The 20119-nt window shown below is 63.9% G+C and carries 28 protein-coding genes and 1 pseudogene; 15 read left to right on the top strand and 14 right to left on the bottom strand.

Going from position 1 to position 20119, the window contains the following annotated elements:
* Positions 1 to 3: 3 nt before the first annotated feature.
* The 3 genes from AC1DEY_RS12930 to AC1DEY_RS12920 form a co-directional block, all read right to left on the bottom strand.
* Positions 4 to 906: a NosD domain-containing protein gene (locus tag AC1DEY_RS12930; protein ID WP_476868273.1), complete on the bottom strand. Its 903-nt coding sequence runs from the start codon at positions 904 to 906 to the stop codon at positions 4 to 6.
* A gap of 46 nt (positions 907 to 952) precedes the next feature.
* Positions 953 to 1282, bottom strand: a complete 330-nt coding sequence (locus tag AC1DEY_RS12925; RefSeq protein WP_476868272.1) for a hypothetical protein — start codon at positions 1280 to 1282, stop codon at positions 953 to 955.
* A 464-nt stretch (positions 1283 to 1746) separates the two neighbouring features.
* The gene (locus AC1DEY_RS12920) at positions 1747 to 2175 is read right to left on the bottom strand and encodes a hypothetical protein (RefSeq protein ID WP_476868271.1); all 429 of its coding nucleotides are present in this window, start codon (positions 2173 to 2175) and stop codon (positions 1747 to 1749) included.
* 387 nt (positions 2176 to 2562) lie between these two features.
* Here AC1DEY_RS12920 and AC1DEY_RS12915 point away from each other — a divergent pair, with 387 nt between their 5' ends.
* From AC1DEY_RS12915 to AC1DEY_RS12895, 5 genes are all read left to right on the top strand, one after another.
* The gene (locus AC1DEY_RS12915; RefSeq protein ID WP_476868270.1) at positions 2563 to 2937 is read left to right on the top strand and encodes a hypothetical protein; all 375 of its coding nucleotides are present in this window, start codon (positions 2563 to 2565) and stop codon (positions 2935 to 2937) included.
* 101 nt (positions 2938 to 3038) lie between these two features.
* On the top strand, positions 3039 to 3236 hold the full coding sequence (locus AC1DEY_RS12910) for a hypothetical protein (RefSeq protein ID WP_476868269.1): 198 nt from the start codon (positions 3039 to 3041) through the stop codon (positions 3234 to 3236).
* A gap of 228 nt (positions 3237 to 3464) precedes the next feature.
* Positions 3465 to 3692, top strand: coding sequence for a DUF5670 family protein (locus AC1DEY_RS12905; RefSeq protein ID WP_476868268.1), 228 nt, complete (start codon positions 3465 to 3467; stop codon positions 3690 to 3692).
* A gap of 431 nt (positions 3693 to 4123) precedes the next feature.
* Entirely contained in the window at positions 4124 to 4300 is a 177-nt protein-coding gene (locus tag AC1DEY_RS12900; RefSeq protein WP_476868267.1) for a hypothetical protein, read from the top strand.
* A 389-nt stretch (positions 4301 to 4689) separates the two neighbouring features.
* Positions 4690 to 5385, top strand: a complete 696-nt coding sequence (locus tag AC1DEY_RS12895) for an 8-oxoguanine DNA glycosylase OGG fold protein (RefSeq protein WP_476868266.1) — start codon at positions 4690 to 4692, stop codon at positions 5383 to 5385.
* A gap of 370 nt (positions 5386 to 5755) precedes the next feature.
* On the opposite strand, the gene AC1DEY_RS12890 is transcribed toward AC1DEY_RS12895, so the two are convergent.
* Positions 5756 to 6133: a hypothetical protein gene (locus AC1DEY_RS12890; RefSeq protein ID WP_028275079.1), complete on the bottom strand. Its 378-nt coding sequence runs from the start codon at positions 6131 to 6133 to the stop codon at positions 5756 to 5758.
* Between the two features lie 24 nt (positions 6134 to 6157).
* Positions 6158 to 6550, bottom strand: coding sequence for an SOS response-associated peptidase (locus tag AC1DEY_RS12885; protein ID WP_476868265.1), 393 nt, complete (start codon positions 6548 to 6550; stop codon positions 6158 to 6160).
* 411 nt (positions 6551 to 6961) lie between these two features.
* On the opposite strand from AC1DEY_RS12885, the gene AC1DEY_RS12880 reads away from it, so the two are divergent.
* Positions 6962 to 7120 carry a hypothetical protein gene (locus tag AC1DEY_RS12880; RefSeq protein WP_476868264.1) on the top strand — a complete coding sequence of 53 codons (159 nt, stop codon included), beginning with the start codon at positions 6962 to 6964 and terminating at the stop codon, positions 7118 to 7120.
* A gap of 511 nt (positions 7121 to 7631) precedes the next feature.
* Here AC1DEY_RS12880 and AC1DEY_RS12875 read toward each other — a convergent pair.
* The 4 genes from AC1DEY_RS12875 to AC1DEY_RS12860 all read right to left on the bottom strand — a co-directional run bounded on the left by AC1DEY_RS12875 (position 7632) and on the right by AC1DEY_RS12860 (position 9030).
* Complete coding sequence (locus AC1DEY_RS12875; RefSeq protein ID WP_476868263.1) at positions 7632 to 7793, bottom strand: hypothetical protein; 162 nt, start codon at positions 7791 to 7793, stop codon at positions 7632 to 7634.
* Between the two features lie 53 nt (positions 7794 to 7846).
* Positions 7847 to 8272, bottom strand: coding sequence for a hypothetical protein (locus AC1DEY_RS12870; protein WP_476868262.1), 426 nt, complete (start codon positions 8270 to 8272; stop codon positions 7847 to 7849).
* Positions 8273 to 8277: 5 nt separating this feature from the next.
* Positions 8278 to 8535, bottom strand: coding sequence for a hypothetical protein (locus AC1DEY_RS12865; RefSeq protein WP_476868261.1), 258 nt, complete (start codon positions 8533 to 8535; stop codon positions 8278 to 8280).
* Positions 8536 to 8760: 225 nt separating this feature from the next.
* Positions 8761 to 9030: a hypothetical protein gene (locus AC1DEY_RS12860; RefSeq protein ID WP_476868260.1), complete on the bottom strand. Its 270-nt coding sequence runs from the start codon at positions 9028 to 9030 to the stop codon at positions 8761 to 8763.
* A 177-nt stretch (positions 9031 to 9207) separates the two neighbouring features.
* Here AC1DEY_RS12860 and AC1DEY_RS12855 point away from each other — a divergent pair, with 177 nt between their 5' ends.
* From AC1DEY_RS12855 to AC1DEY_RS12845, 3 genes are all read left to right on the top strand, one after another.
* A complete protein-coding gene (locus tag AC1DEY_RS12855; protein WP_476868259.1) occupies positions 9208 to 9921 on the top strand; it encodes a TetR/AcrR family transcriptional regulator C-terminal domain-containing protein in 714 nt (237 codons plus the stop codon).
* A 29-nt stretch (positions 9922 to 9950) separates the two neighbouring features.
* Positions 9951 to 10181, top strand: coding sequence for a zinc-ribbon domain-containing protein (locus AC1DEY_RS12850; RefSeq protein WP_476868258.1), 231 nt, complete (start codon positions 9951 to 9953; stop codon positions 10179 to 10181).
* Between the two features lie 224 nt (positions 10182 to 10405).
* Positions 10406 to 10609 (top strand): hypothetical protein, encoded by a 204-nt coding sequence (locus tag AC1DEY_RS12845; RefSeq protein WP_476868257.1) that lies wholly within the window; start codon positions 10406 to 10408, stop codon positions 10607 to 10609.
* Positions 10610 to 11969: 1360 nt separating this feature from the next.
* Here AC1DEY_RS12845 and AC1DEY_RS12840 read toward each other — a convergent pair.
* On the bottom strand, positions 11970 to 12221 hold the full coding sequence (locus tag AC1DEY_RS12840) for a hypothetical protein (protein ID WP_476868256.1): 252 nt from the start codon (positions 12219 to 12221) through the stop codon (positions 11970 to 11972).
* A gap of 552 nt (positions 12222 to 12773) precedes the next feature.
* On the opposite strand from AC1DEY_RS12840, the gene AC1DEY_RS12835 reads away from it, so the two are divergent.
* Positions 12774 to 13916 carry an EAL domain-containing protein gene (locus tag AC1DEY_RS12835; RefSeq protein WP_476868255.1) on the top strand — a complete coding sequence of 381 codons (1143 nt, stop codon included), beginning with the start codon at positions 12774 to 12776 and terminating at the stop codon, positions 13914 to 13916.
* Positions 13917 to 14084: 168 nt separating this feature from the next.
* Here AC1DEY_RS12835 and AC1DEY_RS12830 read toward each other — a convergent pair whose 3' ends face one another.
* From AC1DEY_RS12830 to AC1DEY_RS12815, 4 genes and pseudogenes are all read right to left on the bottom strand, one after another.
* Positions 14085 to 14789, bottom strand: coding sequence for a hypothetical protein (locus AC1DEY_RS12830; protein ID WP_476868254.1), 705 nt, complete (start codon positions 14787 to 14789; stop codon positions 14085 to 14087).
* Between the two features lie 40 nt (positions 14790 to 14829).
* Positions 14830 to 15615 carry an EAL domain-containing protein gene (locus AC1DEY_RS12825; protein WP_476868253.1) on the bottom strand — a complete coding sequence of 262 codons (786 nt, stop codon included), beginning with the start codon at positions 15613 to 15615 and terminating at the stop codon, positions 14830 to 14832.
* 157 nt (positions 15616 to 15772) lie between these two features.
* Positions 15773 to 15946 (bottom strand): annotated as a pseudogene (locus tag AC1DEY_RS12820) (PAS domain-containing protein); the annotation flags it as partial.
* Positions 15947 to 16791: 845 nt separating this feature from the next.
* Positions 16792 to 17094, bottom strand: coding sequence for a hypothetical protein (locus AC1DEY_RS12815; protein ID WP_476868252.1), 303 nt, complete (start codon positions 17092 to 17094; stop codon positions 16792 to 16794).
* A gap of 226 nt (positions 17095 to 17320) precedes the next feature.
* Here AC1DEY_RS12815 and AC1DEY_RS12810 point away from each other — a divergent pair, with 226 nt between their 5' ends.
* From AC1DEY_RS12810 to AC1DEY_RS12790, 5 genes are all read left to right on the top strand, one after another.
* Entirely contained in the window at positions 17321 to 17518 is a 198-nt protein-coding gene (locus AC1DEY_RS12810; protein WP_476868251.1) for a hypothetical protein, read from the top strand.
* A gap of 242 nt (positions 17519 to 17760) precedes the next feature.
* Complete coding sequence (locus tag AC1DEY_RS12805) at positions 17761 to 17925, top strand: hypothetical protein (RefSeq protein WP_476868250.1); 165 nt, start codon at positions 17761 to 17763, stop codon at positions 17923 to 17925.
* Between the two features lie 159 nt (positions 17926 to 18084).
* Positions 18085 to 18531 (top strand): Hsp20/alpha crystallin family protein, encoded by a 447-nt coding sequence (locus AC1DEY_RS12800; protein ID WP_476868249.1) that lies wholly within the window; start codon positions 18085 to 18087, stop codon positions 18529 to 18531.
* Between the two features lie 126 nt (positions 18532 to 18657).
* Positions 18658 to 19005 carry a hypothetical protein gene (locus AC1DEY_RS12795; protein ID WP_476868248.1) on the top strand — a complete coding sequence of 116 codons (348 nt, stop codon included), beginning with the start codon at positions 18658 to 18660 and terminating at the stop codon, positions 19003 to 19005.
* Positions 19006 to 19135: 130 nt separating this feature from the next.
* The gene (locus tag AC1DEY_RS12790; protein WP_476868247.1) at positions 19136 to 19828 is read left to right on the top strand and encodes a hypothetical protein; all 693 of its coding nucleotides are present in this window, start codon (positions 19136 to 19138) and stop codon (positions 19826 to 19828) included.
* The last annotated feature ends 291 nt before the right edge of the window (positions 19829 to 20119 follow it).

Raw genomic sequence — 20119 nt, 5'->3', positions numbered from 1 at the left:
GCCCTAACGGTCGTCCAGGCCGTTCGACTTTCCGATAAACGGAGGGAATCCTTCCGTGGTGCGCCGGAAGTGGTTGGATGTGATCAGGTTTTCCTTGCAGTTGTTGAGCAATCGCATCATTCCGGGGTAGAAGCCCTGAAGCCGGTTCGAGGTCACCGAGCATCGGTTGCAGCCGGTGAGTTCGATGAGGCTGCGACCCCGTGGAAACAGATTGTTTCCCGTGACGAGCAGGCCCTCATGGTTCTCCGCCAGGAGCGTGACTCCGTCAGGGCCTGCGCCCATGAGATTGTCGCTTACAGTTGTTGCCTGGCCTGACTCGGTGAGCTCCACGCAGTTGCCGCATTCGGCGATCATGTTGTCGTGCACTCGAAGGGCGTCCGCGCCGCGGACGATTAGGGCGTGTTCAAGGTAGACGAAGCCCATGCCGGTTATGTGGAAGGAATCGTTGTCCGAGGCCACTTCGATTCCGGTTCTGCCGTTGCGATAACTGTTTTCGTCGGGCGTGAAGTCCACCCCGTCGAGGCAGAAGTCTCGGAACACGATTCCGGATAGGCGAGGGTTCCCTGCCCGGCGCACGAGAAAAGCCTGCGGGGCCGCTGAGGACGTGAGGACACGGATATGGCTTCCCCCAGGCTGAAGGTTGAGCCAGCCGGTCGTGTCTACATTGTCGCGGATGCTACGCGATAAGAAGCCGTGTCCGAAGCCTGCGATCGTCAAATAGCTGACGTCCACGACGACCTGGGTCCGGAGATCGTAGTCCCCCGGAGGAATGATGATGGCAGCCCCGGGCCTCGTGTCGGGGGTCTTTTGACGCTGCCTGATATCGGCGATGATGTCGTTGATGATCGCACCGATGTCGGATTGGGCAGTGACATCCGGCCGTCCCTTTATTCGCCAGGCGGTCACGTCGTAAGTGTTCGGCGAGCTGGACGAAGCTGCCTGCAGGCCGGATTCAGTCGCATTTGCTTTCTGAGACATTCCGGAGCGTCAGCGCCGAGGCGAGGGTGCCGACGGCCCCGGCCGTCATTAGACCGCGACGGCTTGTACTCGTCATTTCGAGATTCTCGCTCTCACCCTTGGTAATGAATTTCCTCATAAGCATGTGGGCAAGCAAGCCTTCGCGCAGGGACATAAGAGCTTCAGTGCTGCCCTCCGTGAAATATGCAGGGCTCTCCCGTCGGAGGGGCACCAGAAGAAGGTACTCGTCCGAGAGATCAAGGAACTGTCGCACTCTGGCCTCGGCGCTCGGGGGCTGGTTGACGTTGAAGGAGTCTGCCTGCATGGCCCGATCCTATGGCCCATCACGTGGGTGTCCCACTTCCTTGGAACCGGGACACGCGAAATGGGACATGCCCCCAACTGCCCGAGGCCGCGGACGACCACGTAATCTGGCCATCCGCTAAGTTGTCCCAAAAGTATGGCGCCAATTGTCCGTCGCACGGGCAGCTTTTGGCACGTTGCACAGATGAAAAGGCTATGCCTGCGTATTACAGCCAAGGCGTAGATAGAAGGCTGGGGCCATCCCGGACCGACCGGACAGAACGCTTTCTCTTGCCTTTGCCGTCGGAAGCCGGCCCAGGCGTACAGCGGCCTACCCAGGCATCGACAAGCTGTAGGTTCCCCCCTCGACCTCAGCGGGCGGCGGCCGCGTGGTCCCCCACCGTCACCCTCAAGACCTTCGCCTTCACGATCGCCGAAGCCTGACCGTACCTGCCGGCAAGAGCCGGCTCGCGGGGGTTCGGGGTGTCAGTCGGGTATTTCCATCTGGAACCCGCAGCCGCAGCGCAGCACCCTGGTGCGCAGGTACACCTCCAAGGGCCCTTCACCGGCCAGTTCCGTTGAGAGCGTGGCGTGGACGCTGCGCTGCAGGGATCCGACCATCATCATCGGCTCCCCGCCGTGCCGATAGTTGCCGCCGAACTGAAGCACCCCGGATCCTTGGCCCGGCCGGTTCAGGACCTCGGCAACGCGAGCCACCGAGGCGGTGTGGGCGTAGAAGAAGTCGCATTCCACGCAGGTGTATGCGACATCGACCAGCCCGGTGCGCGGCGGCCTGAGGGTGTCAATGGATTCGATGATCAGGTATTCATCGGTCTGGCATTGAGTGCACCAGAGTCGCTGTCCCTGGGAGCCGCTGGGCGGCCCGTGTTTGCGCGGATGGGAAACAGTCGACATTGACAGACTCCTTAGTCCGGGAAAGGTGGCCCGCATGCATCGGGTCCCGCTTCCCTCATCGTGTCCCCCCGTGGATCAGGCTAACTCCCGGTCCGGGCCCTGACAAGGAACCGGCCAGCGCAGTACCGCTCCCCCGACCCGGTTCCCGTCCCTCGCAGATCCGCAGCGTCAGGGCTGCTGGTCCCAGAAATATGAACGTCTCGATACCCTGCACGAACCCGCTGGCCGGTCCCATGATGCGCACCGAAATCAAGGCGGATGTCCCGGTTGACAGTCTCAGTCCGGCATTTTAAATTTTCTATGTTCCGGCCAGGCCGGGATGGTTTGCTTCACCCCTTGATAGCTGTGCCAGATACGCGGCTACGCCGCCGGACGCAGGAGGCCAAGATGTTGAAGTCACCGCTAGACGAATTCGTGAATGACTGCATCGCCCGGATCCAGGAGGCTGACGGGCTGACCCAGGAAGAGCTGTACGGTCTTTACCTCAGCTGGTGCTCCCTCCGGGGATCCACGCCCGCCCCGCCCAGAACTTTCAGAGCGGGGCTGCGCGCGGCGAACATCCAGCCCGACCGCCACGGCGGCCTGTGCGCAGGGCTGGCGATGACGGGCCCGGCTGCCTGCGACTACATCGTCCACCGGGAACTCCCCCTCGCCTCGCTCCCCCAGGAAATCCACACCCAGGGCGCCGACGACGACGGGACCACCCCGATCGACCGGAAACCCGCGGGAGGAAACGGCCCGATAGCGGCCCCGGCCGCCTAGACCCCGGGCCGATTCCTCGATCCGTCAGGAAACGCCGKCGTCTCTGGGACGTTGCAAAATTGTGCCTTTTGCCCCGAAAGATCGTGTGCGACGATGCGGTCATGAGCGAACACACCGAACCCGGGGCGGCACAACGTGCCGCCCCGGGGACGCGCCGCGAGGATCTGACCACACACCAGCTGCGCACCATCGGGCAACGGCGCGCGGCCGCTGAAGAAAAACTCGCACGCCATCTCAAGGAAGCACACCACCTGGCCGGAGAACACCCCCCGGCCACGGAAAAATCCCCTGACGTCTAACCGGCCACGCCAGCCCAGCCCTACGCCGCACCGGAGCGGGCCGGCGCCGCGTGCGGGCCGCACGGGGACCCGGACCGAACCTGCGCGAGCCCCTTGCAGGGAACGCCGCGCGCCAAAATATGCAGACCGGCAGGGCGCAGAATCAGCATTTTCATCCGCAGACAAACAAGGGAGAACCTCGTGTTGCTTTGAACAGCCGTCATTATCGCTGTTCTCTGGCTTCTTGGCATGCTCGGAAGCATCGGCGGAGGGCTCATTCACCTGCTGCTGGTAATTGCCGTGGTCGTCCTAATCTTTCCACTTCCTCCGAGGCAGGTCCCGCGTGTAAATAGGGAACGATGTTCACTCCGCCGCCGAATTGTTGGACGGTCGGCAGGTGCCGGAAGAGCATCCATGATGCCCAGCCAAAAGGGCCCCGTGTCCTATTCATTCCAGGTGCCTTTTGACTGCGCATGAGGGAGACGTGATGCCCGGCCGCACGCCGATTGAGGAGAGCGTGCGGCCGGAGTCTATGGATCGACGGCCCAGCCGGGGTCGGCCTTTCGGGGCTTTTCTCAATGTCTCTCTTCGCGCTGAGAGCAGTCTGAGAGCTGTCCCTCGGCGGTCCCGCATCCCACCGGCCGGACGGGAGCTGCAGCCCACCCCGTTAGGTGGGTGGCGGCCCGGGCGAGTTCCAACGCCGCACCCGGGCCAACCACCGCCGCGCGGCCCGCCCCACTGCGGGCGGACGGCCACGGCATGCAAAAACCTACCTGGGCACCCGCCGCGCGGCAAGAGCCCTGGGCCCACAGGATCAGAGTGCCCGCGCTGCATCTACGCCGGGGAGAGCCCCGCAGCTAGTGTTGACGAGAACGAGGCAATAGAATCGGGCTGGGGGTCACTGCTGCATGAGCGAACCTTCAACGTTGAGTTTTACGCTGACGTACGCCGCCACACTTGGGGTGGCGCTGCTGTTCTTCCTGGCGCAGGTCATCGCCATGAGCGTACTTCTGGCCTTGGCCGGAATCAGCGCTGCACTGACCGGGTCATTCCAGTCCATGGCTCGGCTCCTGTCACGGTTCTGATCCCCGCCCTCCCACTTAATCCCAGTCGTGGCGCTTCAAAGCCGGAGCGCCGGCGCTCAGGGGCTTGTGGGCGCTCCGTAATTCACCAGTAAGCGAAAGGCCGGCCGGCGTTTTCCGGACGACTCGCGTCGCCGCCATTGCGCAAGGTGTCAGCTTCGGGACCCAGCGGGAACTTAGGCTTCCGTGCGGATTGTTCCGTGGTGTCCCACAACCCCCCGATCACCCGTCACAGATGCAACTTTCGGTACTGTGCCGCTCCTTTTACGGAACCCTTACCGGGGCGGCGTTCACGGCCTCGTAGGGCTAAAAATGGTTGGGTCCACTGATTTCTTGCCACCGACATGCCAGCGCGCCGGGAAAATACCCGTGCGCTGGGCGAGGATTGGCCCATGACAACGCCCGTCCCCGCCGTACTGGCGGAAGCCCTCGAAGGCGAAGCCCGGCCTCAGAGCCCATTCCTTTGGACGAAGCAGCCGTGGCTCGACCAAATGCACGACCTTCCGGACGTTCTATCGCTCCTGGACCGTCTTCCCGAGAGGGTGAGCCGGCAGTCAACCCTTGACGCGGTCTCAGCAGAGCTGAATGCAGGCAGAGTCCTCCCCGCATTCATCGCGGCGATGGTGTGGGGATGGGGCACCACCGCTGGCATGGGCGCACTTCGGACACGGTGGATACTCACCCAGACCAAGGCCAAGAGCACAGACGCGATCTCGGAACCGATGGATCCCTTCGTCGCAGACCGGCTGGAAGCAGGAGCCAGGTCTGTGCGCGCCAACGGGGCTCTTGAGGCTTTCAGACTGATGAACAACGACGGCCGCATCCTCCACCTCAGGTCCTCCTACTTCACCAAGTGGCTGTACTTCACTTCAGCCGTCGACGGCCCTGATGACCCGAACGCAGCCCCGATCTTCGACGACCGGATCGTCGGCTGGCTCGAGGACGCAGCCGAAGTGCCCCTTGAGAAGAACAGCACGGTTTCCTACGGCGAATACTTGGATCTGCTCGCAGGCTGGGGAGAATCTCACGGACGAACGAGAGCGCAGGTCGAAACCGAAATCTTCAGGCTGGCGACAGGACGCGGCTGAGCCGTCGGAGTACCCAGTCGACCACTGAAGCAACCACGACTATCCACAAGCCGATCCTTTACCGGGCGCCACCGCGAGTGAGCGTGACCAGTAACGGTCGTATTCGTGCGCTGGCCACACCGCATCGTCCGCGGCTCCTGACGCCGCGCCAATTCGCGGAACGCCGACACTGACCTTTGCACGAAACACTGCACGTGTGGAGTTGGTCGCTCTGTGGCGGCGTTTTTTGGTCGCTCCGTGTCGCAACAGTGCCCGTAAGGCGAGCACCTATTCCCAATACATCGCAGCCGCACGTGAGCAGAGGCTCATCTCATGACCGCCGACACGAAACGCCGAGGCTAGTCGACGCACCGGATCGCGTCGCAGACGTTCACGGCTGGGCGTGACGCTCCAACGCGTCCAGAGTCGTCTCGGGCGATGTGTTGAAGCAGAAGGTGATTCCGGGCGATTCCGCATTGCACACGTTGATGATCCGTTCAAAGAGCTCGGTGTACTCCGGGATCATCCTGATGCCGCCCCCGATCATCACGAGGCCGAAACGATCACGACCGAACGCCGAGCGAATCTCTGCTTCGGCCTCGTCCGGGGAGGTGCCGATCAGGCAGTTGACGGCGTCGAAGCCGGCGGCCGTAGTGGCCCCGAACCCCGCTTCGATCCGTTCGGTCATCGTGGCCTCGTCGAGGCCAGGAGGCAGCTTGCTATAGTCGAGGGCTCGCGCGTGGATGCCGATCATGAGGATTCGAGTCATGGGCCTCATTGTGGCATGCACGCCTCACCAACGAATTAGCCAAACCGCACCACCAATCTGGCGGGCCCGCTGGATCCTTGCTCGACCCGCCCCGGAATATCCCTCCGCCGGGACCAGCGCCCGGCGTTTGACGGCAGCCTTGCGGAACGATGGCTTGTCCAGGATCGACTCGCTGCGGGCGTTGATCAGCCTCGACCCGATCTTGATGTCCTTGGCCCAGGACGGAACCAGACCCCAGCGGGCGATCAATAGCCGCCGGTCCACGGAGCCCTCGTCCAGGCGCTCAGCGATGATGGGCACGTCCTGGGTAGGGGCGACGTTCCAGCTGGGCGGCGGCGGGCTGCCTTCGATCTCCTTCGCCTCGAACTGGCTCAGGAGATCCCCGGTGGCCTTGGACATCACGTATCTTCCGCACATGGATTCATTGTGCCCCACGTCGCATTCAACGGAAGGCGGTCCCGGGTGCGGCAAGACACGCCGCACCGCGGCTGGACGATCCGCGGATCATTTTATTAAAGTCTTGCGGTATCGAATCCACGCAGACGGACATGACGTCCGGGAAGGGGGCGCACATCACCGCTGACCAACACCACCAACCCACTGTTTCATCCGCGAAAGCCCCTCCGTCGAGGGGCTTTCCTATGTGCCGGGAATCCCCCGTCGGGCGGCGTACACAGGCCCCAGCAGTGGGCCCATGCAGCCCCGGCGACCCTCCTGGAGCCCACTGCCCTCCGCTGACTAACGTTTGTCTCGGTTTCCGAACTCTTCATCGAGCTCATAGTGCCGGAACTCGGTCTCCGGGTTCGGCTCGCCCTCAGAAATGACCTCATGATCGAGTTGGCGCTGGACCTGGCTGTCCAGGACCTGCAGCTGCCGATCTCCGACCTCAGTCAGGTCCTCGGGAAATATTCCTCCGGGGTGAGATGCAATTTCTCGGTCATCGTGTCCTTCATAACGCCATGCCGGTTCAACTCCGGGCTCCTGTAATATTCAAATTCTATGGGCATCGGGGCGGAACGGATCCCGCCTGTCCGTGACGCTCCGCGGCGGTGTCATGGCAGAGGCGATTATCTGTCCGGGACCTCGTTGGCCGAGGAAGGCCAAGGAAACATGCAGGTCGGGCGCCTACTTTTATGCCGTGGCACAGCAGCCCGGTTAGGGGCACGCCACGGCGTCATTTCTCCCTCGGAATGACGAGTAGCACCCCAGAGACCGGCTCCGTCGTCCCTTGAAGATGGAGCCGGCCTGAGCAGACTGCGCCAAAACGCAACGCCTCACAGGATGCAGAAAATCCCCCGCGCTCGATCCTGGGGGAGAGCGCGGGGGCCTTCACTGAGGCTTCCATCCGCTATTGGGGGACGCGGAGGAACCTGTTGAACATAATTGACCCGAAGCCGCAAGTCAAACCGCGCGGCGCGCTCCGACAACAGCATTCTGGCGGCCTAGGCGGCTAAAAAGACGGGAGCGGGCGCTGGGCCATCTTGAGCTGTTCTGCTGTTCAACTGTTGCCGGTGTAAACGAGGCTGTCGGGGTCAGTTTCGCTCGCCGGAGCGTCCGCGAGCCCTTGCGGGGTCAGGTCAAGGTCGCTCAAGCCGAAGCCGGGGCGTTCCCCAGGTGATGCCGGGTGCGCGGTTTGGTGTGCGCTGTCGTTGCTGGTCACGATGGCTCCGTGTTCTTGGGTGACTGCAGAGCCGAAAAGGAGGCTGCCTGTCATTAGTCGGGTATTTCCATCTGGAATCCGCACCGGCACCGCAGAACCCGGGTCCGGAGATAGGCGCCCAGGAACTCCGTAGCCCCGGGTTGAGTGGAAACCGGCCACTGCACGCCCCGAAGCTCAGGGTCCGCGGGTGACATGGGTTCCTGGCAGTGGACGTACGCGGCGTCCCGGTGCACGACGTCGTCGTTGTCCCCGCTCCGCCCCGGGACGGTCGCGACGAAGGCCGCGGTGGTCGCCAGGACACGTGAGCCGCCGCACTGCATGCAGGTGATGGCGGCGGCCAGTGTTTCCTGCTGCGCGTTCAGGGTGGTGACGGAGTCCACGAGGAGGTGCCGGTCGGTGTCGCATTCCGCGCACCAGAGGCGTCGGCCCCGCGGCTGGTGGGAATCCCGCGGCACGTACGTGTGCGAAGTCGTCGACATCCGGGTCAGACCACGCCCGGGTAGCTGGCCAGGATGTAATCCGCTGCGGCCGGGCCTTTCATGCGGAGGCCGGTGCGCTCGGGATGGATCTGCTTCTCTTTCATGGCCGCCCAGAAGGCATCTTCGGGTTGCGGCGTGGTCTGATTCAGGAAGCACCAGCTGATGTAGAGGCCGTAGAGGCAGTCCCTGCCCAGCCCGCGGTCGGATGCAGGGTCCTGTGTAGTGGCTTCCTGCAGGAATTGGTCGTACTGAGAAGTTGCCATGAGTGGCTCGTTTCCTCGAGGTGCATTTCGTGCCGCCATGTGGCTACAGCAGCAAAGCGTTCAGGCCGTGCACGGGGCGCTGAAGCAGGTTTCCGGATGCGTGCAGCACTGCAGATCCGGGATAAGACGGTTTCGGGCTGAAAATCCTGGCGCTGCCCCTACCTGGGCGCCGCACCAGGATCCATCATCGTCTCGGCAGCACTGCAGCCGGACGCTGTGCAGACGTTATCCGTGGTTGCGGTTGCCGGCCTTGGCCAGGCCGCGGGCCACCATGAGACCGATGGTCAGCCAGGTGATGAGCTGCATGGCGTCGTGGGCATTGAAGACATCCACACCGTTTTCGCTGGCGTTGTCCCCCACGACGGCCGAGGTAATGATCGTGGCGAGCACGGCGGCGACATAGACGGCGAACTCAAGGGTCCTGGTCGAGATCTTGATGTCGTTGGTGTTGCGAATGGTCTCCGCGTGCGTGGTCTGGGTGTTGTGCGCAGTCATGGGATCTCCTGTGGTTGGTGTGAGGGGTCGGTACGGCCGTGCAACCAGGGTCCCGCTTCTGAAACCGGTGATAACAACTTCTCTACAATGTAGACTGTAGGCGTAGACTACGAAATAAGCAAGCACCCTTACTTTCCTAAGAGGGCGGTTTGTCGGCATCCACGAGAATGGAAGACCATGTCACCCGAAGAGAATCCGGTGCCCGGCGCGGCTCCTGGCAGGAAAAAACGGCTCAGCCGGGAGATTGTTCTGTCCGCGGCGCTGGCCCTGGTGGACGCCGAGGGACTCGATGCCCTCACCATGCGCCGGCTCGGGCAGGAACTCGGGCGGGATCCCATGGGCCTGTACCGTTACGCCGAAAACCGCGCGGCGCTGCTGGACGGCGTATCGGAGCTCGTCCTGAATGAGCTGGCCATCTTCCCCGATGATCCCGACTGGCAGGCCCAGCTCCGGCGCATCGCCCACGATCTGCGCGAGATCGCGCTCCGGCACCCCAACGTTGTACCGCTGCTCGTGACCCGCCCGCTGTCCACTCCCCTGGGCCTTCGGCCGCTGGGCACGCTGCGGCCCCTGGAACAGATTCTCTCCCTGCTGATCGACGCCGGGTTCGCACCCGAAGACGCCCTGCACGTCTACCGCGCGTACTACGGCTACCTCTACGGGCACATCCTCAACGAGCTGCAGGAGTTCGTCGTGGACCCCGACGAGAACGAGGCCCTTCTCCGCCTGGGCCTGCACCGGTTGCCGGCGAAGGACTTCCCCCGCCTCCGCGCCCTTGCCCCAGTCCTCGCCGACTACGACGGAATGGCCGAACTGGACGAAGGCATTACCATCCTGCTCTCGGGCCTCGCCGCCGGACTCCACCCACGAGAAGCGCCAGCGCTGCCCTGACGGGAAACCTCATTTGAAAGGCACACACAATGTTTCTACTCTTCGGCCTCAAAACTGCCTTGAAGAACCTGCCCGGACGGATGGCGACGTGCCAGTACTGCGGCCAATTCGTCCAGCACTATCTGCAGGAGCGGGCCACCAAACTCACCCTCTTCTTCATCCCCGTCTTCACCACATCCAGGGCCTACACCATCACCTGCACCAGCTGCGGGCAGCGCTCAACGATCAAGTCCCGCCAAAAGAACGCTCTGGCGGTTTAGGAGCACAGGCAGCGGGCGTGGCCGCAGGCTGACCGGCCGCAACCCTGGCAGGAGGACCAACCCGTCCGGCCCGTGACCGCCGAAAGGGAATGCAGAGCCGGACACTCGGTGGGGTCCCTGCTGCGCCGGCTGTTTGCAGTCCCGGTTGCCGGACCTATGCTGGTGGCTCAGGGACAGTTTTTCGTGCGGCAGCATGTTTACCCAAGAGATACAGAGGCGACGTAATGGGCGATGAGTCCGAGCAGAAGAAGTTTGAGGAAAAAATCGATGCCCTTGAGGAGGCGCAGCCGACCCAGGAGTTCGAGCGCCAGGTCAGCGGCGAAGAGTGGCACGGTGATTCCGCCGACCAGGCCAACGACCTGCGCGAATACGAAGAGGAACTGGAAATCCGCGAGCAGTCCCGCCGCCCCGGAGACCAGGAGAAGTAACGCGTCCCGCCGGATCTGAAGCCGACGAGAGGTCACGGGCACCGAAGGCCCCGGTCACGGCGACCAAGCCACGACGAACCGCCAGCCGATCAGCTATCAGACGTTGCAGCCCCTGCCGGCAAGCTTCAACGCGCGTCCCGGCCCCGGCGCCAAGCGGCTCGTTCGACCTCATCCCACACATCATGGCTCGCCTCACCGGAAACGAATTCTCCTGGCGCATCTCCGACCACTACCCGCTCTGGGCCGAATTTCAGCTGAAGTAAAGGCTGGGGCAAAACCTGGTCCGCCGGCCGAAGAACGCTGTCAGACTCTATGAATCTGAAGGAAAAGTGTCAGTCAGTAGCACAAGCGACTGTAGCCTGACTCGGATGCCGGCCCCTTCCTGACGTCAGGTTGGGAATACCCCAACCTGACAGTTGATAACTTCGACCACTAACGCGGGGAGTTCCCGGAGCCCGCGCGTTTCCGCAGCGGTACGGACCGTGTAACGCAACTCACAAAAAATTTGGTTGCCTGCAGCCATCAAAGGTATTCTTGGGGTGGGGTCCTGCAGACGGCCTCTTCGTGTTTCGTAGAGAGCTTTGTTTCTATGACCACCAAACTCGCCGTCACTGTCTCCGTTGACATGGACGCCAGCTCCGTCATTGTCCGGCCTTCCGGCAGACTCACCTCCGACAACGTACGCGGTCTACTTGCTGTGGTGCGACGCGCCGAACGGATCTTGCCGGGATTCGCTGTTCAGCTGGACCTAAATCAGCTTCATTGCGATTCCCACGAAGCGCTCCGGGCACTCAGCGGTTCCGGGGCGGAAACTCTCGCCCCACGTCCGAGCACCCGTCACAGGGGCCGGTCCGACGTCGCAGCGAGACTCGCCGCATGACCGATCCAGTCGGCCCGGAGCACCCCGAACGGGTATTCCACAGATACGGAGGCTGGCCCCTGGTGCCAGCTGATGACCTCCTGAAGTTGCGCCAGTCGCTACGCCAGGTCCAGAACGCCGACGCACCAAATGCGTCCACCGAGCTCCTGTCCCTGGTTGATCACGAAGTTCATCGGCGCAGGTTTGCTGCGCAAGGAGGACGCCCTTCCGGGCACCACGCCGGGACGGACTGACCGCCACGGATATGGCCCAGCCAAAGGATTTGGGGGTGGGCCATATCTGTGGTTTCACACCCCGTCCGCTCCGGCCTGGCCAACACCGGGTGGAGTTCCGGTGCCGTCGAAGTGGAGGCGCTGGAGGTCCTGTAGGTTCGGGCGGGACCTATCCATGGGCGTGGCTGAGGTCAGGCGAGGGCTTTGGGCCGCGGAAATCGGTCGCCGAGGGGTCCAGAGAAGAGTACGAGTCAGTATGCGGATGTCTTTATGTCCGGGATATTCCGCGCGCGGCATCACGAATGACCGGATCTGGGACGCGGAAGATCTCCAGTTGGGCCATGTCCAGCAGCCGGCGTCCGCCCGTAAGGTCGTCAGTGATCCAGAACAGCCCGTGGTCGGGCGCCCTCTCTGTGACCCGTCCCCGGTGAACGAGGGCGCCCTTGTACCGGGCGACGATTTCATCCCCGGTTGCCAGGTCATGGCAGGAGCTGACATTGGCCTTTTTGTCTGTGGTCATGATCGCGTCCCTTCCGCGGCGTCTCAGTTTACAGAGTGCACGGCGGAGGTTGCAGGGAAGTTTCCGTCGCGTGATTTCTTGGTGTTTCGCCTTCTCTTCGTTCGCCACACCTCTGGCGGCTCGCTACGCGCGATCTGTGTGACTCGCTGGCGGTGTCCCCTGAACGATCTCTGCTAGCCGCGCCCCGCCGCCGCTTCCTTGATCAGTGAAGCCACCGCCTGCGGCTGGGAGACGTACACGGAGTGGCTTGCGGCGACCTCGGTGACCGCCGAACCGGGGCGCCGCCGGCGGTCAGTGGTGCTTTCGGATCGGTGGGGAGCGGAATTGCCTGGATGCCGTCGAGCTCGGCGGGTCCTGTCCGGACGCGGTACGGCGGCCGGGCTGCTTACAATCGGGATTCCTTCTACATCGCCAAGGCGACAGACCTGTCATTGACGTTGTAAAGTTTTGTCACGGCCTTTCTGCTCCAGCGTCAGGGAACCCGGAATGCGGGAGCGGGCGGCCGGCTGTCCGTTCCGGGCTCAGCCGGAACGGGGACCAAAGGAATAGCCAATGCCGGTAGAGCCATCGTCTTTTCCGCCACCCGAGAATGCGGTGCGTCCCGACGACACGACCGACGCCACGCCCGGTGGCGGCCGGGTGCCGGAGATACGCCAACAGGCAGCCGAGATCATCGATGCGGTGCTGTCTGCGTCAGCGCCGGAGCAGGCCGCCGCCCGGGATCCGCTGCGTCAGTGTCTTGCCGCCCATCCTGACCGGCCGGAAGCAGCGCTCGTGGAGCACCTTATCGCCCTCGGTGCCCTGACCGAATTTCCTCCGGGTTGCCGGAGCGATGCGCCCGAGGACAGCCGCCGAGCCACGTCTTCTGGCCCGGGCGGGAGCGTCCGTTCGCGGATCGAGGCTGTCCTGCAGGACAGGATGTTGTTGACGGCCTTCCAGCCGATCCGTGACCTCTCCAGCGGGGAAGTCGTCGGTGCGCAGGCCCTCACGCGGTTCCTTGGCGATACCGGCGACCAGCCGGCGGACTGGTTCGCCGAAGCCAGGGATGCGCGGCTGGGAAGTGATCTTGAATTCGCGGCAATGGAATCGGCCCTCGCCGCAGCGAGGATCCTCCCGGCCCACCTGTACGTGGCACTGAAACTGTCCCCGTCCACCTGCCTGGACCCTCTCCTGTCGGGGTTCCTGGAGGAATCGGCACTCGCCCCTGCGCGCCTGGTCCTGGAACTCACCGAGGCCCTGACCAGGGAGCAACCCGCCGCGCTGCTCACGGCTTTGGCTCCACTGCGCAGGAGCGGAGTCCGTCTTGCCATTGATCATGCCGGCTCGTACTTCACGTCGATCCGGCATATCAGGCAGCTCCGGCCGGACATCATCAAACTGGACCGCAACCTTGTTGCCGGCATTGCTACGGACCCGATTCATTCCTCCCTGTGTGAGGCAATGATCGGTTTCGCCGAGCACATCGGTGCCGTCGTGATCGCCCAGGGCATCGAAACCAGCGCGGAACTGGCAGCCGTCACGGGTCTGGGCACGACCGCCGGGCAGGGCTATTTGCTGGGCGCGCCCACCACCCGGCCGGAGGACTGGACCGGGTGGACACCCGCCGCACAGGAAGCACGGTCCTGCGGATTCTTAGGAGCTCCCGAGGGCAGAACCCCGTGTCCGGGCCTCCGCCAGACAATTAGCGGCGCATGATGGTTAGCCTCGAGCCAAGGCGGCGCCCGGCGCCGTGTTATCCGGGAAGGGACCCTGGTGGTGTCATGCCTGCAGCGAGACGGCGGGAAATTTTTCCCATTCGCGGTGGAGGCGGGCCCGCCTCAGCGAGTCCCGGCCCGGGGACGGTGACGTTGTTGCCTGTGACGGTTATTCCTGTACGGGGAGGATCGGGGTCGTGCGGGCGCGCTCTTTCATGCGTTCCCTGAATTTTGCCGTGATGCCGTGACCCTCGCCGTGGCCCATTTGCGAGATGATGACGGCGGCTGGCCCAGCCCCTATCCGTAGGGTTTCGCCGCTGCTTTTCTTGCCCAGGACGAGCGCGCCGATCGAGTCGAGGGGAGCGTCGAGGCGCGCAGTGCCGAGGACCTCATTCTTCACGAAGAGAAGACGCTGGTCCGTCAGTGCCACGATGCCCGCTTCGGAGGCCAACTTTCCTTGGCCGACAGCGAGCACCCATTCGTCGCTGCCAAGGTTGCGGACCACGTTGCGGAACGCCTGTCGTCCCTCGAGGACGAGACCTGATGCCGCGGAAGCTTCGTCCATCCCGTGGTAGTACATTTTTCCATCCGGCAGGGCTTCTTCAACGCCGAGCAGGTGTTCATGTGCTCGTTGCGTGTCCTCTCCGCAGCTCCAGTGGATTTCGGTGCCCCGTTCCGTCTCCGTCACGGCTCCGGGCAGGCGCCACGCCGGCCTCCGCTTGCGCAGCGACCTCGGAATCTCGAGGAGGATGCCAGGCGTTTCGTGTAAGAGCCTGAAGCCGTTCTTCCGTGCGGCGGCGCCCAGGAGGGCCAGTGCCTCATCTTTGCCGGCCAGGAGCGTCCAACGGACTGTGCCGGGAGCCGCGTCAGTCATCGATTTTTTGATCCTTCTTCTCCAGCCAGTGTTGCCGGGTCTAGTTGAACCGGCCGGAAGGAGCCCATGTCTGCAACCGCCAGTTCTCCCATTCGTGTTCATCGACCGTCGGCCGTCCGAGGAGGTAGCCCTGTCCGGCTGTCATCCCTAGTTCGGTGACAGCAGCTAGTTCCGCCTCGGTTTCGATGCCCTCCGCGACAAGGGTGGCGCCGAGCCGGCGTGCAAACTCTGCCATGGCGGCGCCGAATGCCTGTCGGCCCTCGTCGTCATGGATGCCTGTAATGAGGGTGCGGTCCAGTTTGATGATGTCGGGACGGATGTGCAGTACATGCCGCATGGAGGCGAAGCCCGAGCCGGCGTCGTCGATGGCGATACGCAGGCCGCGGCGGCGCAGCGGTTCCAGCGCCGAGATGAGGGGGCGATATTCCTCCACTTCGAGCCTCTCCGTCAGTTCCAGGACGATCCGATGCAGGGCGAGGCCGGACCGTTCCAGAATTCCCGGCAGTCTTGGGTCCAGGCAGGTGGACGGGGAGACATTCAACGCCACGTACATGCTTGGCGGCAACCCCGGCGCCGCCTTTAGAGCAGTCTCCAGCGCTGCGATTTCGAGGTCCTCCGAAAGTCCCACCGAGGCGGCTTCCTCGAACCAGCATTCGGGCCCGGTCCGGTCTTCGCTGAGGAACCGGGTCAGTGCTTCGGCGCCGATGATGTGCCCTGCGGCCAGGTTGTGGATCGGCTGGTACGCCGTTAGCAGCTTGTTCCCGTCGATCATGGCCCGGATCCGGGTCCGGCTGAGAGCGGCGGCTGCTTCCCGGGCTGTCTCCACGGGTACCCTCCGGCTGGTTCCCTCCAGACCGGCGGGCTGCCCGGCCCTTACGGGGCGGTTGTGTGTGGAGGATTCGATCCAGACCGTGCTCCCGTCCCGGTGCCGGCAACGGACGATGCCGCGCGCGCCCCTCAACCGCAGGCGCGTGGAGCAGTGACCTGATCGCCTCCGGGACATTCTCAACATCGACAACGATGCTGAAGTGTTTCCCGACCAGCTCCGAGGGGTTATAGCCGATCAAATTGGTACTGGTGGGGCTGGAGAAGGTGAAATTTCCCTGGGCGTCCAGCGCCCACAACCATTCGTGGCTGGTGGCCAGGACGGTGTCCATCAGCTGGGCGGCATCGCGGGCGCTGGCTCTCTCTGCGCGGTGGCACCTGTGGAACCGCAGGGCCAAGAAGCCGGCCATGAGAATGGGCATCACGATCAGCGAGCCCAGCAACAACTGGAGGCCTGGATCGGCCGTGACCACCGGGTCCAGAATAAGGACCGCACCCGCTGTCATGGCGAATACCGCCTGGACGGCCAGAAAGCACACCAGTACATCCCGGCCCCGCGCCCGCGGCGTACCGCTCTTCCCTTCAACCACGGCCATCCCCCTCTTTGGTTGGTAAACATACTCCGGCAGCCAGCGCTTTCGCGCGGACCGCGACCCGGTCCCGTCCGTCCCCGGCAATAGATGACTGCTTCGACACCAGCCTCCATCCTGCGGGGAGCCAGCGAAGACCAGACCGGCGGCAGTCCCGGCAGCCGCCAGCGCAGGCCTGGCCTCTCACGGAAGAATCGCTGTCCCGAGCCCGTCCCCACGTCTTGATCCAAGCTAGCAAGGAACGTCCCTCGTAATCGAAAACTGCGCTAAAGCTGCAGCACACCTACGCTGCGATCCAAATGGAAATAGTGGCCACCTGTAGAGGGATAGTCCAGCGCAGAGGAATTAATTGCTGTGGTCAGGGCAAAGCATGCAAGGAGCAGTCGACGCGCACCTCAGGCAGAGTCCATTTATCCGGCAATGCCTCGATGGCTGAGAAGCGTTGTCTGGGCCGCCGGATCGAGCATGCATTCGGCCCCGGAGGTGTTGCGCCGAAGGACCTGGGAACCCCCGGAGGTGAGACCCACACACTTGGGAACGGTTTGAAGGTGATTTCTTCCAGCACTGGCCGCTGCGGCGCGGCTGCCCTATCCTGCCCGGTCGATGAGTTCAGCCCGGTGCCTGACAGCAGCAACGTAGTTCTGGAGGGCGCTGTCCGTCTCCGGCAACATCCTGGCGAGAACCCGGTTCAGAGGCCCGTCGAAGGAGACGGTCACCTTCGCGTGCGTCTTTACGCCCTCAGGGGTGACGATCACGGGCCGGACTTCCCTGTACAGCGCCGCCGGCCCACGAGCGGAGCTGCGCGCGGTGAACATCCGCCCGACCACCACGGTGGCCCGTGCACCGGGCTGGCGATGACGGGCCCGGCTGCCTGCGTCTACATCGTTCATCGGGAACCCCCGCTTGCATCGCTCCCCGAAGAGAGACAAAGGGATGTCGACGACGACGGAGCCGTCCCGATCGGCCGAAAAAACCGGCTGAAGGAAACGGCCCGGCGTCGACTCCAACCGTCTGGAGCCCGGGCCGATTCCTCGATCCGCCAGGGAATGCTGGCGCTCCCTGGCGGTTGCAAAATTGTGCCTTTTGCCCAGGAAGATCATGTGCGACGATGCGGTCATGAGCGAACACACCGAATCCGGGCCGGGACAACGTGCCGGGCCCGCCAAACGCCGGGAGGATCTGACGACACACCAGATGCGCACCGTCGGGCAACGGCGCGCAGACGCTGAAGAAAAGCTCGCACGCCATCTCAAAGAGGCACGCCACCCGGCCGAAGAACATCCCCCGGGTACGGAAAAATCTCCCGACATGTAACCGGCCGCACTCCGCCCGGCCTACGGCGCACCGAACCGGGGCCGGCACTGAGTTCGGGGCCTTACGGAACCCGGGCCGAATCTGCGCGTGCCCCTTCCAGGGCATTACGGGTGGGACGAAACCGCCGGTCAGCGGTGGGTAGCGCGGAACCTTTCCGGGGCGCTGGTGCGGCAATCGCCGCAGTTGTAGCATCAGGATCGGGAGACATCCCGGCCCTAAATACTAGGAAGGTGGGCAGAGTTATGAGCACGCTTCTCTGGATTGTCATTGCCGTCGCCATCATCTTTCTCATCATTGGAGGAACCGTCAAAGCGGTCAGCTTTCTGCTCTGGGTCGCCCCGATCCTGCTGATCGTCGCCGTCGTCATGTTCCTGATGAACCGTTCCCGCGGACGGCGCGGGGTCTGACCCCCACAGCTCGGTTCACCCGTCGCTGATCTGCCGCTGCGCGTCCGGCAGGGCACGGCCCCGGACGGATCGATTCCGGCACCCGGCCGATACCCCTTGGGGCCGGCCGCACAGCGCCCACACCGAGGATCAGAAACGCAGCTCAGTTAGGAGATGGCCATGGACAACTTGTTCCGCCGTACCGGCTTCGACGTGCCCGAGCCTGTCCGCCGCTTCCTGCAGGGTGAGTCAGATACGTGGCTGAGAGTCGAGGAATACCGGGACGGGAACACCATAGTGGTCAGAACCGATATCCCCGGCATCGATCCCGACAACGACATCGATATCACGGTCACCGACGACACCCTGCACATCGTTGCCAGGCGAGGAGAGCCCACCCACAAGGATCAGCCGGGATACCGGAGCGAAGTGCGCTACGGCGAATACTCACGCAGCATCCCGCTGCCCCGGGCAGCGAACCCCGACACCGTCGAGGCCAGCTACATCGACGGCGTCCTCGAAATCCGCGCCCAGATACCTGAGCAGTCCGGAACCTCCGGCACCAAAGTCCACGTCTCCCGGGGCGGACACCAGTCACCGGAAGCACCGGAGAACTTCGTGACCTGACCGGCGTCCCGTCGCTTAGGGCCGAGAAGACGTCATGTCCTTGCCCCTCTGGCCCTCTGGCCCCGGGGGCTGTGCAGCCCCCGTCCGGTCCCCGACCCGAATCGTCCGACAGAGCGGAAGCCATCCATGACAATCAGAATCAATGACGCCGCCCTGCGCCATGCCCGTCAGCTGATCAAGGACGCCAGAATCGCCCGGGACGCCCGTGAGGACTGGAGCGAACACGCCCCCGACACCGAGAAGGAAAACGCGTTCATCGCCAAACACGGCTACACGGAGTACGGCACCTGGCATCTGGGCGAAGACACCGAGAAAACCCACGACACCAAGGGACGCTACAGCTTTCCCCTTGGCGATTTCCGGCGGCTGCACCGCTGCGCCATTCTTGCCATCGAGAGCCGGGCCGCCCAGAACGACCACGACGACATCGCCAAGGCAGCGAAGTCCCTCCTCGACGAACTCGACAAGGACTAGTTATCGCCGCCGCTCTCGATGACGGCCGGGTTGCCTTGTTGGGCCGAGGCTTGGGTTAGCTGATGCATTTGCTCTCGGCTCAGTGTGCGCCCTGGCGCGGATGCACCGCGGCTTTGCCTAGACTCGATGGATGTCTGAGACTGCAAACCTGAAGGACGGCGCCGAGCACCGCTGGCCGGCCGTCATCGGGCTGCTCATCGCGCTGGGCCTCTATGCCGCCCTTCCCAGCGCGTTCCTGCCGGCCATGCGCTACGCGGTGGTGGGAATCGGCCTCGTGATGCTGATTCCCCTGCTGATCCTCAACCCCCGCCGCCTGCACAAGGAGACACGCTGGTCCAAACGATTAGCCACTGGCCAGGCCCTTCTCCTCGTCGCCGCGAACGGCGTCGCCCTGGTGCAGTTGATCATTCTGCTGACGGACTCCGGCAGCGGTGACGGGCGCACGCTCCTTCTGGCAGCAGTTCAGATCTGGGTAACAAATGTCATCGCCTTCGCCCTGGTCTTCTGGGAACTGGACCGCGGTGGACCGGTCGCACGGCGGAACACCCACCGGAACAACCTGCCGGCTGCCGACTTCCGGTTTCCCCAGGACGAAGACCACGACGCCGTCACGGAAGTTGCGACGCGGTCCTCAGTCAAGAGCGGCTGGGTCGCATCCTTCGTCGACTACACCTACTTCTCCTTGTCCAACTCCATGGCCTTCAGCCCCACCGACACCATGCCCCTGTCACCGCGGGCCAAGATGATGATGGGACTCGAAGCCGCCGGAGGATTCGTCCTCCTGGCCCTCGTAATCGCCCACGCCGTCTCCCTGCTGGGCTAAGCCTCCTCGACCCAAGGGGCTTCCCTCCTCTGCGCGCTGGACCCCGGCGGCCGGCCGCGCCAGCGGACGGCCCTAAGGCAGTGCCCGTGGTTCCGGGAGGAACTGGCTGAAACTGCAGCGCCGGGAAACTGGAAGTCGTCTGCGGTGCAATCATCGGACCGGTGACCCGGCTCTCCGAAGTCGTGGCCGGCCTGGTCCTGGACCGTGAACTACGGATCGCCCGCCGGTCCACGCCGCCAAAAACAGCGGCCGCCCGAAGGCCCGCACGCTGGCTGGAGCCGCCCCTGCCGG

The organism is Arthrobacter sp. 05T47, assembly GCF_056395825.1.
Note: the sequence above shows the minus strand (reverse complement) of the source record. Positions and strands in the feature narration are given on the sequence as shown.

Coding starts and splice junctions, on each gene's coding strand:
- AC1DEY_RS12865 (WP_476868261.1), bottom strand. CDS start 8,535: ATGGCAACTTCTCAGTACGACCAATTCCTGCAGGAAGCCACTACACAG.
- AC1DEY_RS12840 (WP_476868256.1), bottom strand. CDS start 12,221: ATGACCACAGACAAAAAGGCCAATGTCAGCTCCTGCCATGACCTGGCA.
- AC1DEY_RS12795 (WP_476868248.1), top strand. CDS start 18,658: ATGACAATCAGAATCAATGACGCCGCCCTGCGCCATGCCCGTCAGCTG.
- AC1DEY_RS12855 (WP_476868259.1), top strand. CDS start 9,208: ATGTCACCCGAAGAGAATCCGGTGCCCGGCGCGGCTCCTGGCAGGAAA.
- AC1DEY_RS12835 (WP_476868255.1), top strand. CDS start 12,774: ATGCCGGTAGAGCCATCGTCTTTTCCGCCACCCGAGAATGCGGTGCGT.
- AC1DEY_RS12905 (WP_476868268.1), top strand. CDS start 3,465: ATGCTCGGAAGCATCGGCGGAGGGCTCATTCACCTGCTGCTGGTAATT.
- AC1DEY_RS12885 (WP_476868265.1), bottom strand. CDS start 6,550: ATGTGCGGAAGATACGTGATGTCCAAGGCCACCGGGGATCTCCTGAGC.
- AC1DEY_RS12880 (WP_476868264.1), top strand. CDS start 6,962: ATGATCGAGTTGGCGCTGGACCTGGCTGTCCAGGACCTGCAGCTGCCG.
- AC1DEY_RS12805 (WP_476868250.1), top strand. CDS start 17,761: ATGAGCACGCTTCTCTGGATTGTCATTGCCGTCGCCATCATCTTTCTC.
- AC1DEY_RS12800 (WP_476868249.1), top strand. CDS start 18,085: ATGGACAACTTGTTCCGCCGTACCGGCTTCGACGTGCCCGAGCCTGTC.
- AC1DEY_RS12910 (WP_476868269.1), top strand. CDS start 3,039: ATGAGCGAACACACCGAACCCGGGGCGGCACAACGTGCCGCCCCGGGG.
- AC1DEY_RS12895 (WP_476868266.1), top strand. CDS start 4,690: ATGACAACGCCCGTCCCCGCCGTACTGGCGGAAGCCCTCGAAGGCGAA.
- AC1DEY_RS12925 (WP_476868272.1), bottom strand. CDS start 1,282: ATGCAGGCAGACTCCTTCAACGTCAACCAGCCCCCGAGCGCCGAGGCC.
- AC1DEY_RS12830 (WP_476868254.1), bottom strand. CDS start 14,789: ATGACTGACGCGGCTCCCGGCACAGTCCGTTGGACGCTCCTGGCCGGC.
- AC1DEY_RS12850 (WP_476868258.1), top strand. CDS start 9,951: ATGTTTCTACTCTTCGGCCTCAAAACTGCCTTGAAGAACCTGCCCGGA.
- AC1DEY_RS12870 (WP_476868262.1), bottom strand. CDS start 8,272: ATGTCGACGACTTCGCACACGTACGTGCCGCGGGATTCCCACCAGCCG.
- AC1DEY_RS12920 (WP_476868271.1), bottom strand. CDS start 2,175: ATGTCGACTGTTTCCCATCCGCGCAAACACGGGCCGCCCAGCGGCTCC.
- AC1DEY_RS12915 (WP_476868270.1), top strand. CDS start 2,563: ATGTTGAAGTCACCGCTAGACGAATTCGTGAATGACTGCATCGCCCGG.
- AC1DEY_RS12790 (WP_476868247.1), top strand. CDS start 19,136: ATGTCTGAGACTGCAAACCTGAAGGACGGCGCCGAGCACCGCTGGCCG.
- AC1DEY_RS12900 (WP_476868267.1), top strand. CDS start 4,124: ATGAGCGAACCTTCAACGTTGAGTTTTACGCTGACGTACGCCGCCACA.
- AC1DEY_RS12810 (WP_476868251.1), top strand. CDS start 17,321: ATGAGCGAACACACCGAATCCGGGCCGGGACAACGTGCCGGGCCCGCC.
- AC1DEY_RS12845 (WP_476868257.1), top strand. CDS start 10,406: ATGGGCGATGAGTCCGAGCAGAAGAAGTTTGAGGAAAAAATCGATGCC.
- AC1DEY_RS12860 (WP_476868260.1), bottom strand. CDS start 9,030: ATGACTGCGCACAACACCCAGACCACGCACGCGGAGACCATTCGCAAC.
- AC1DEY_RS12815 (WP_476868252.1), bottom strand. CDS start 17,094: ATGAACGATGTAGACGCAGGCAGCCGGGCCCGTCATCGCCAGCCCGGT.
- AC1DEY_RS12890 (WP_028275079.1), bottom strand. CDS start 6,133: ATGACTCGAATCCTCATGATCGGCATCCACGCGCGAGCCCTCGACTAT.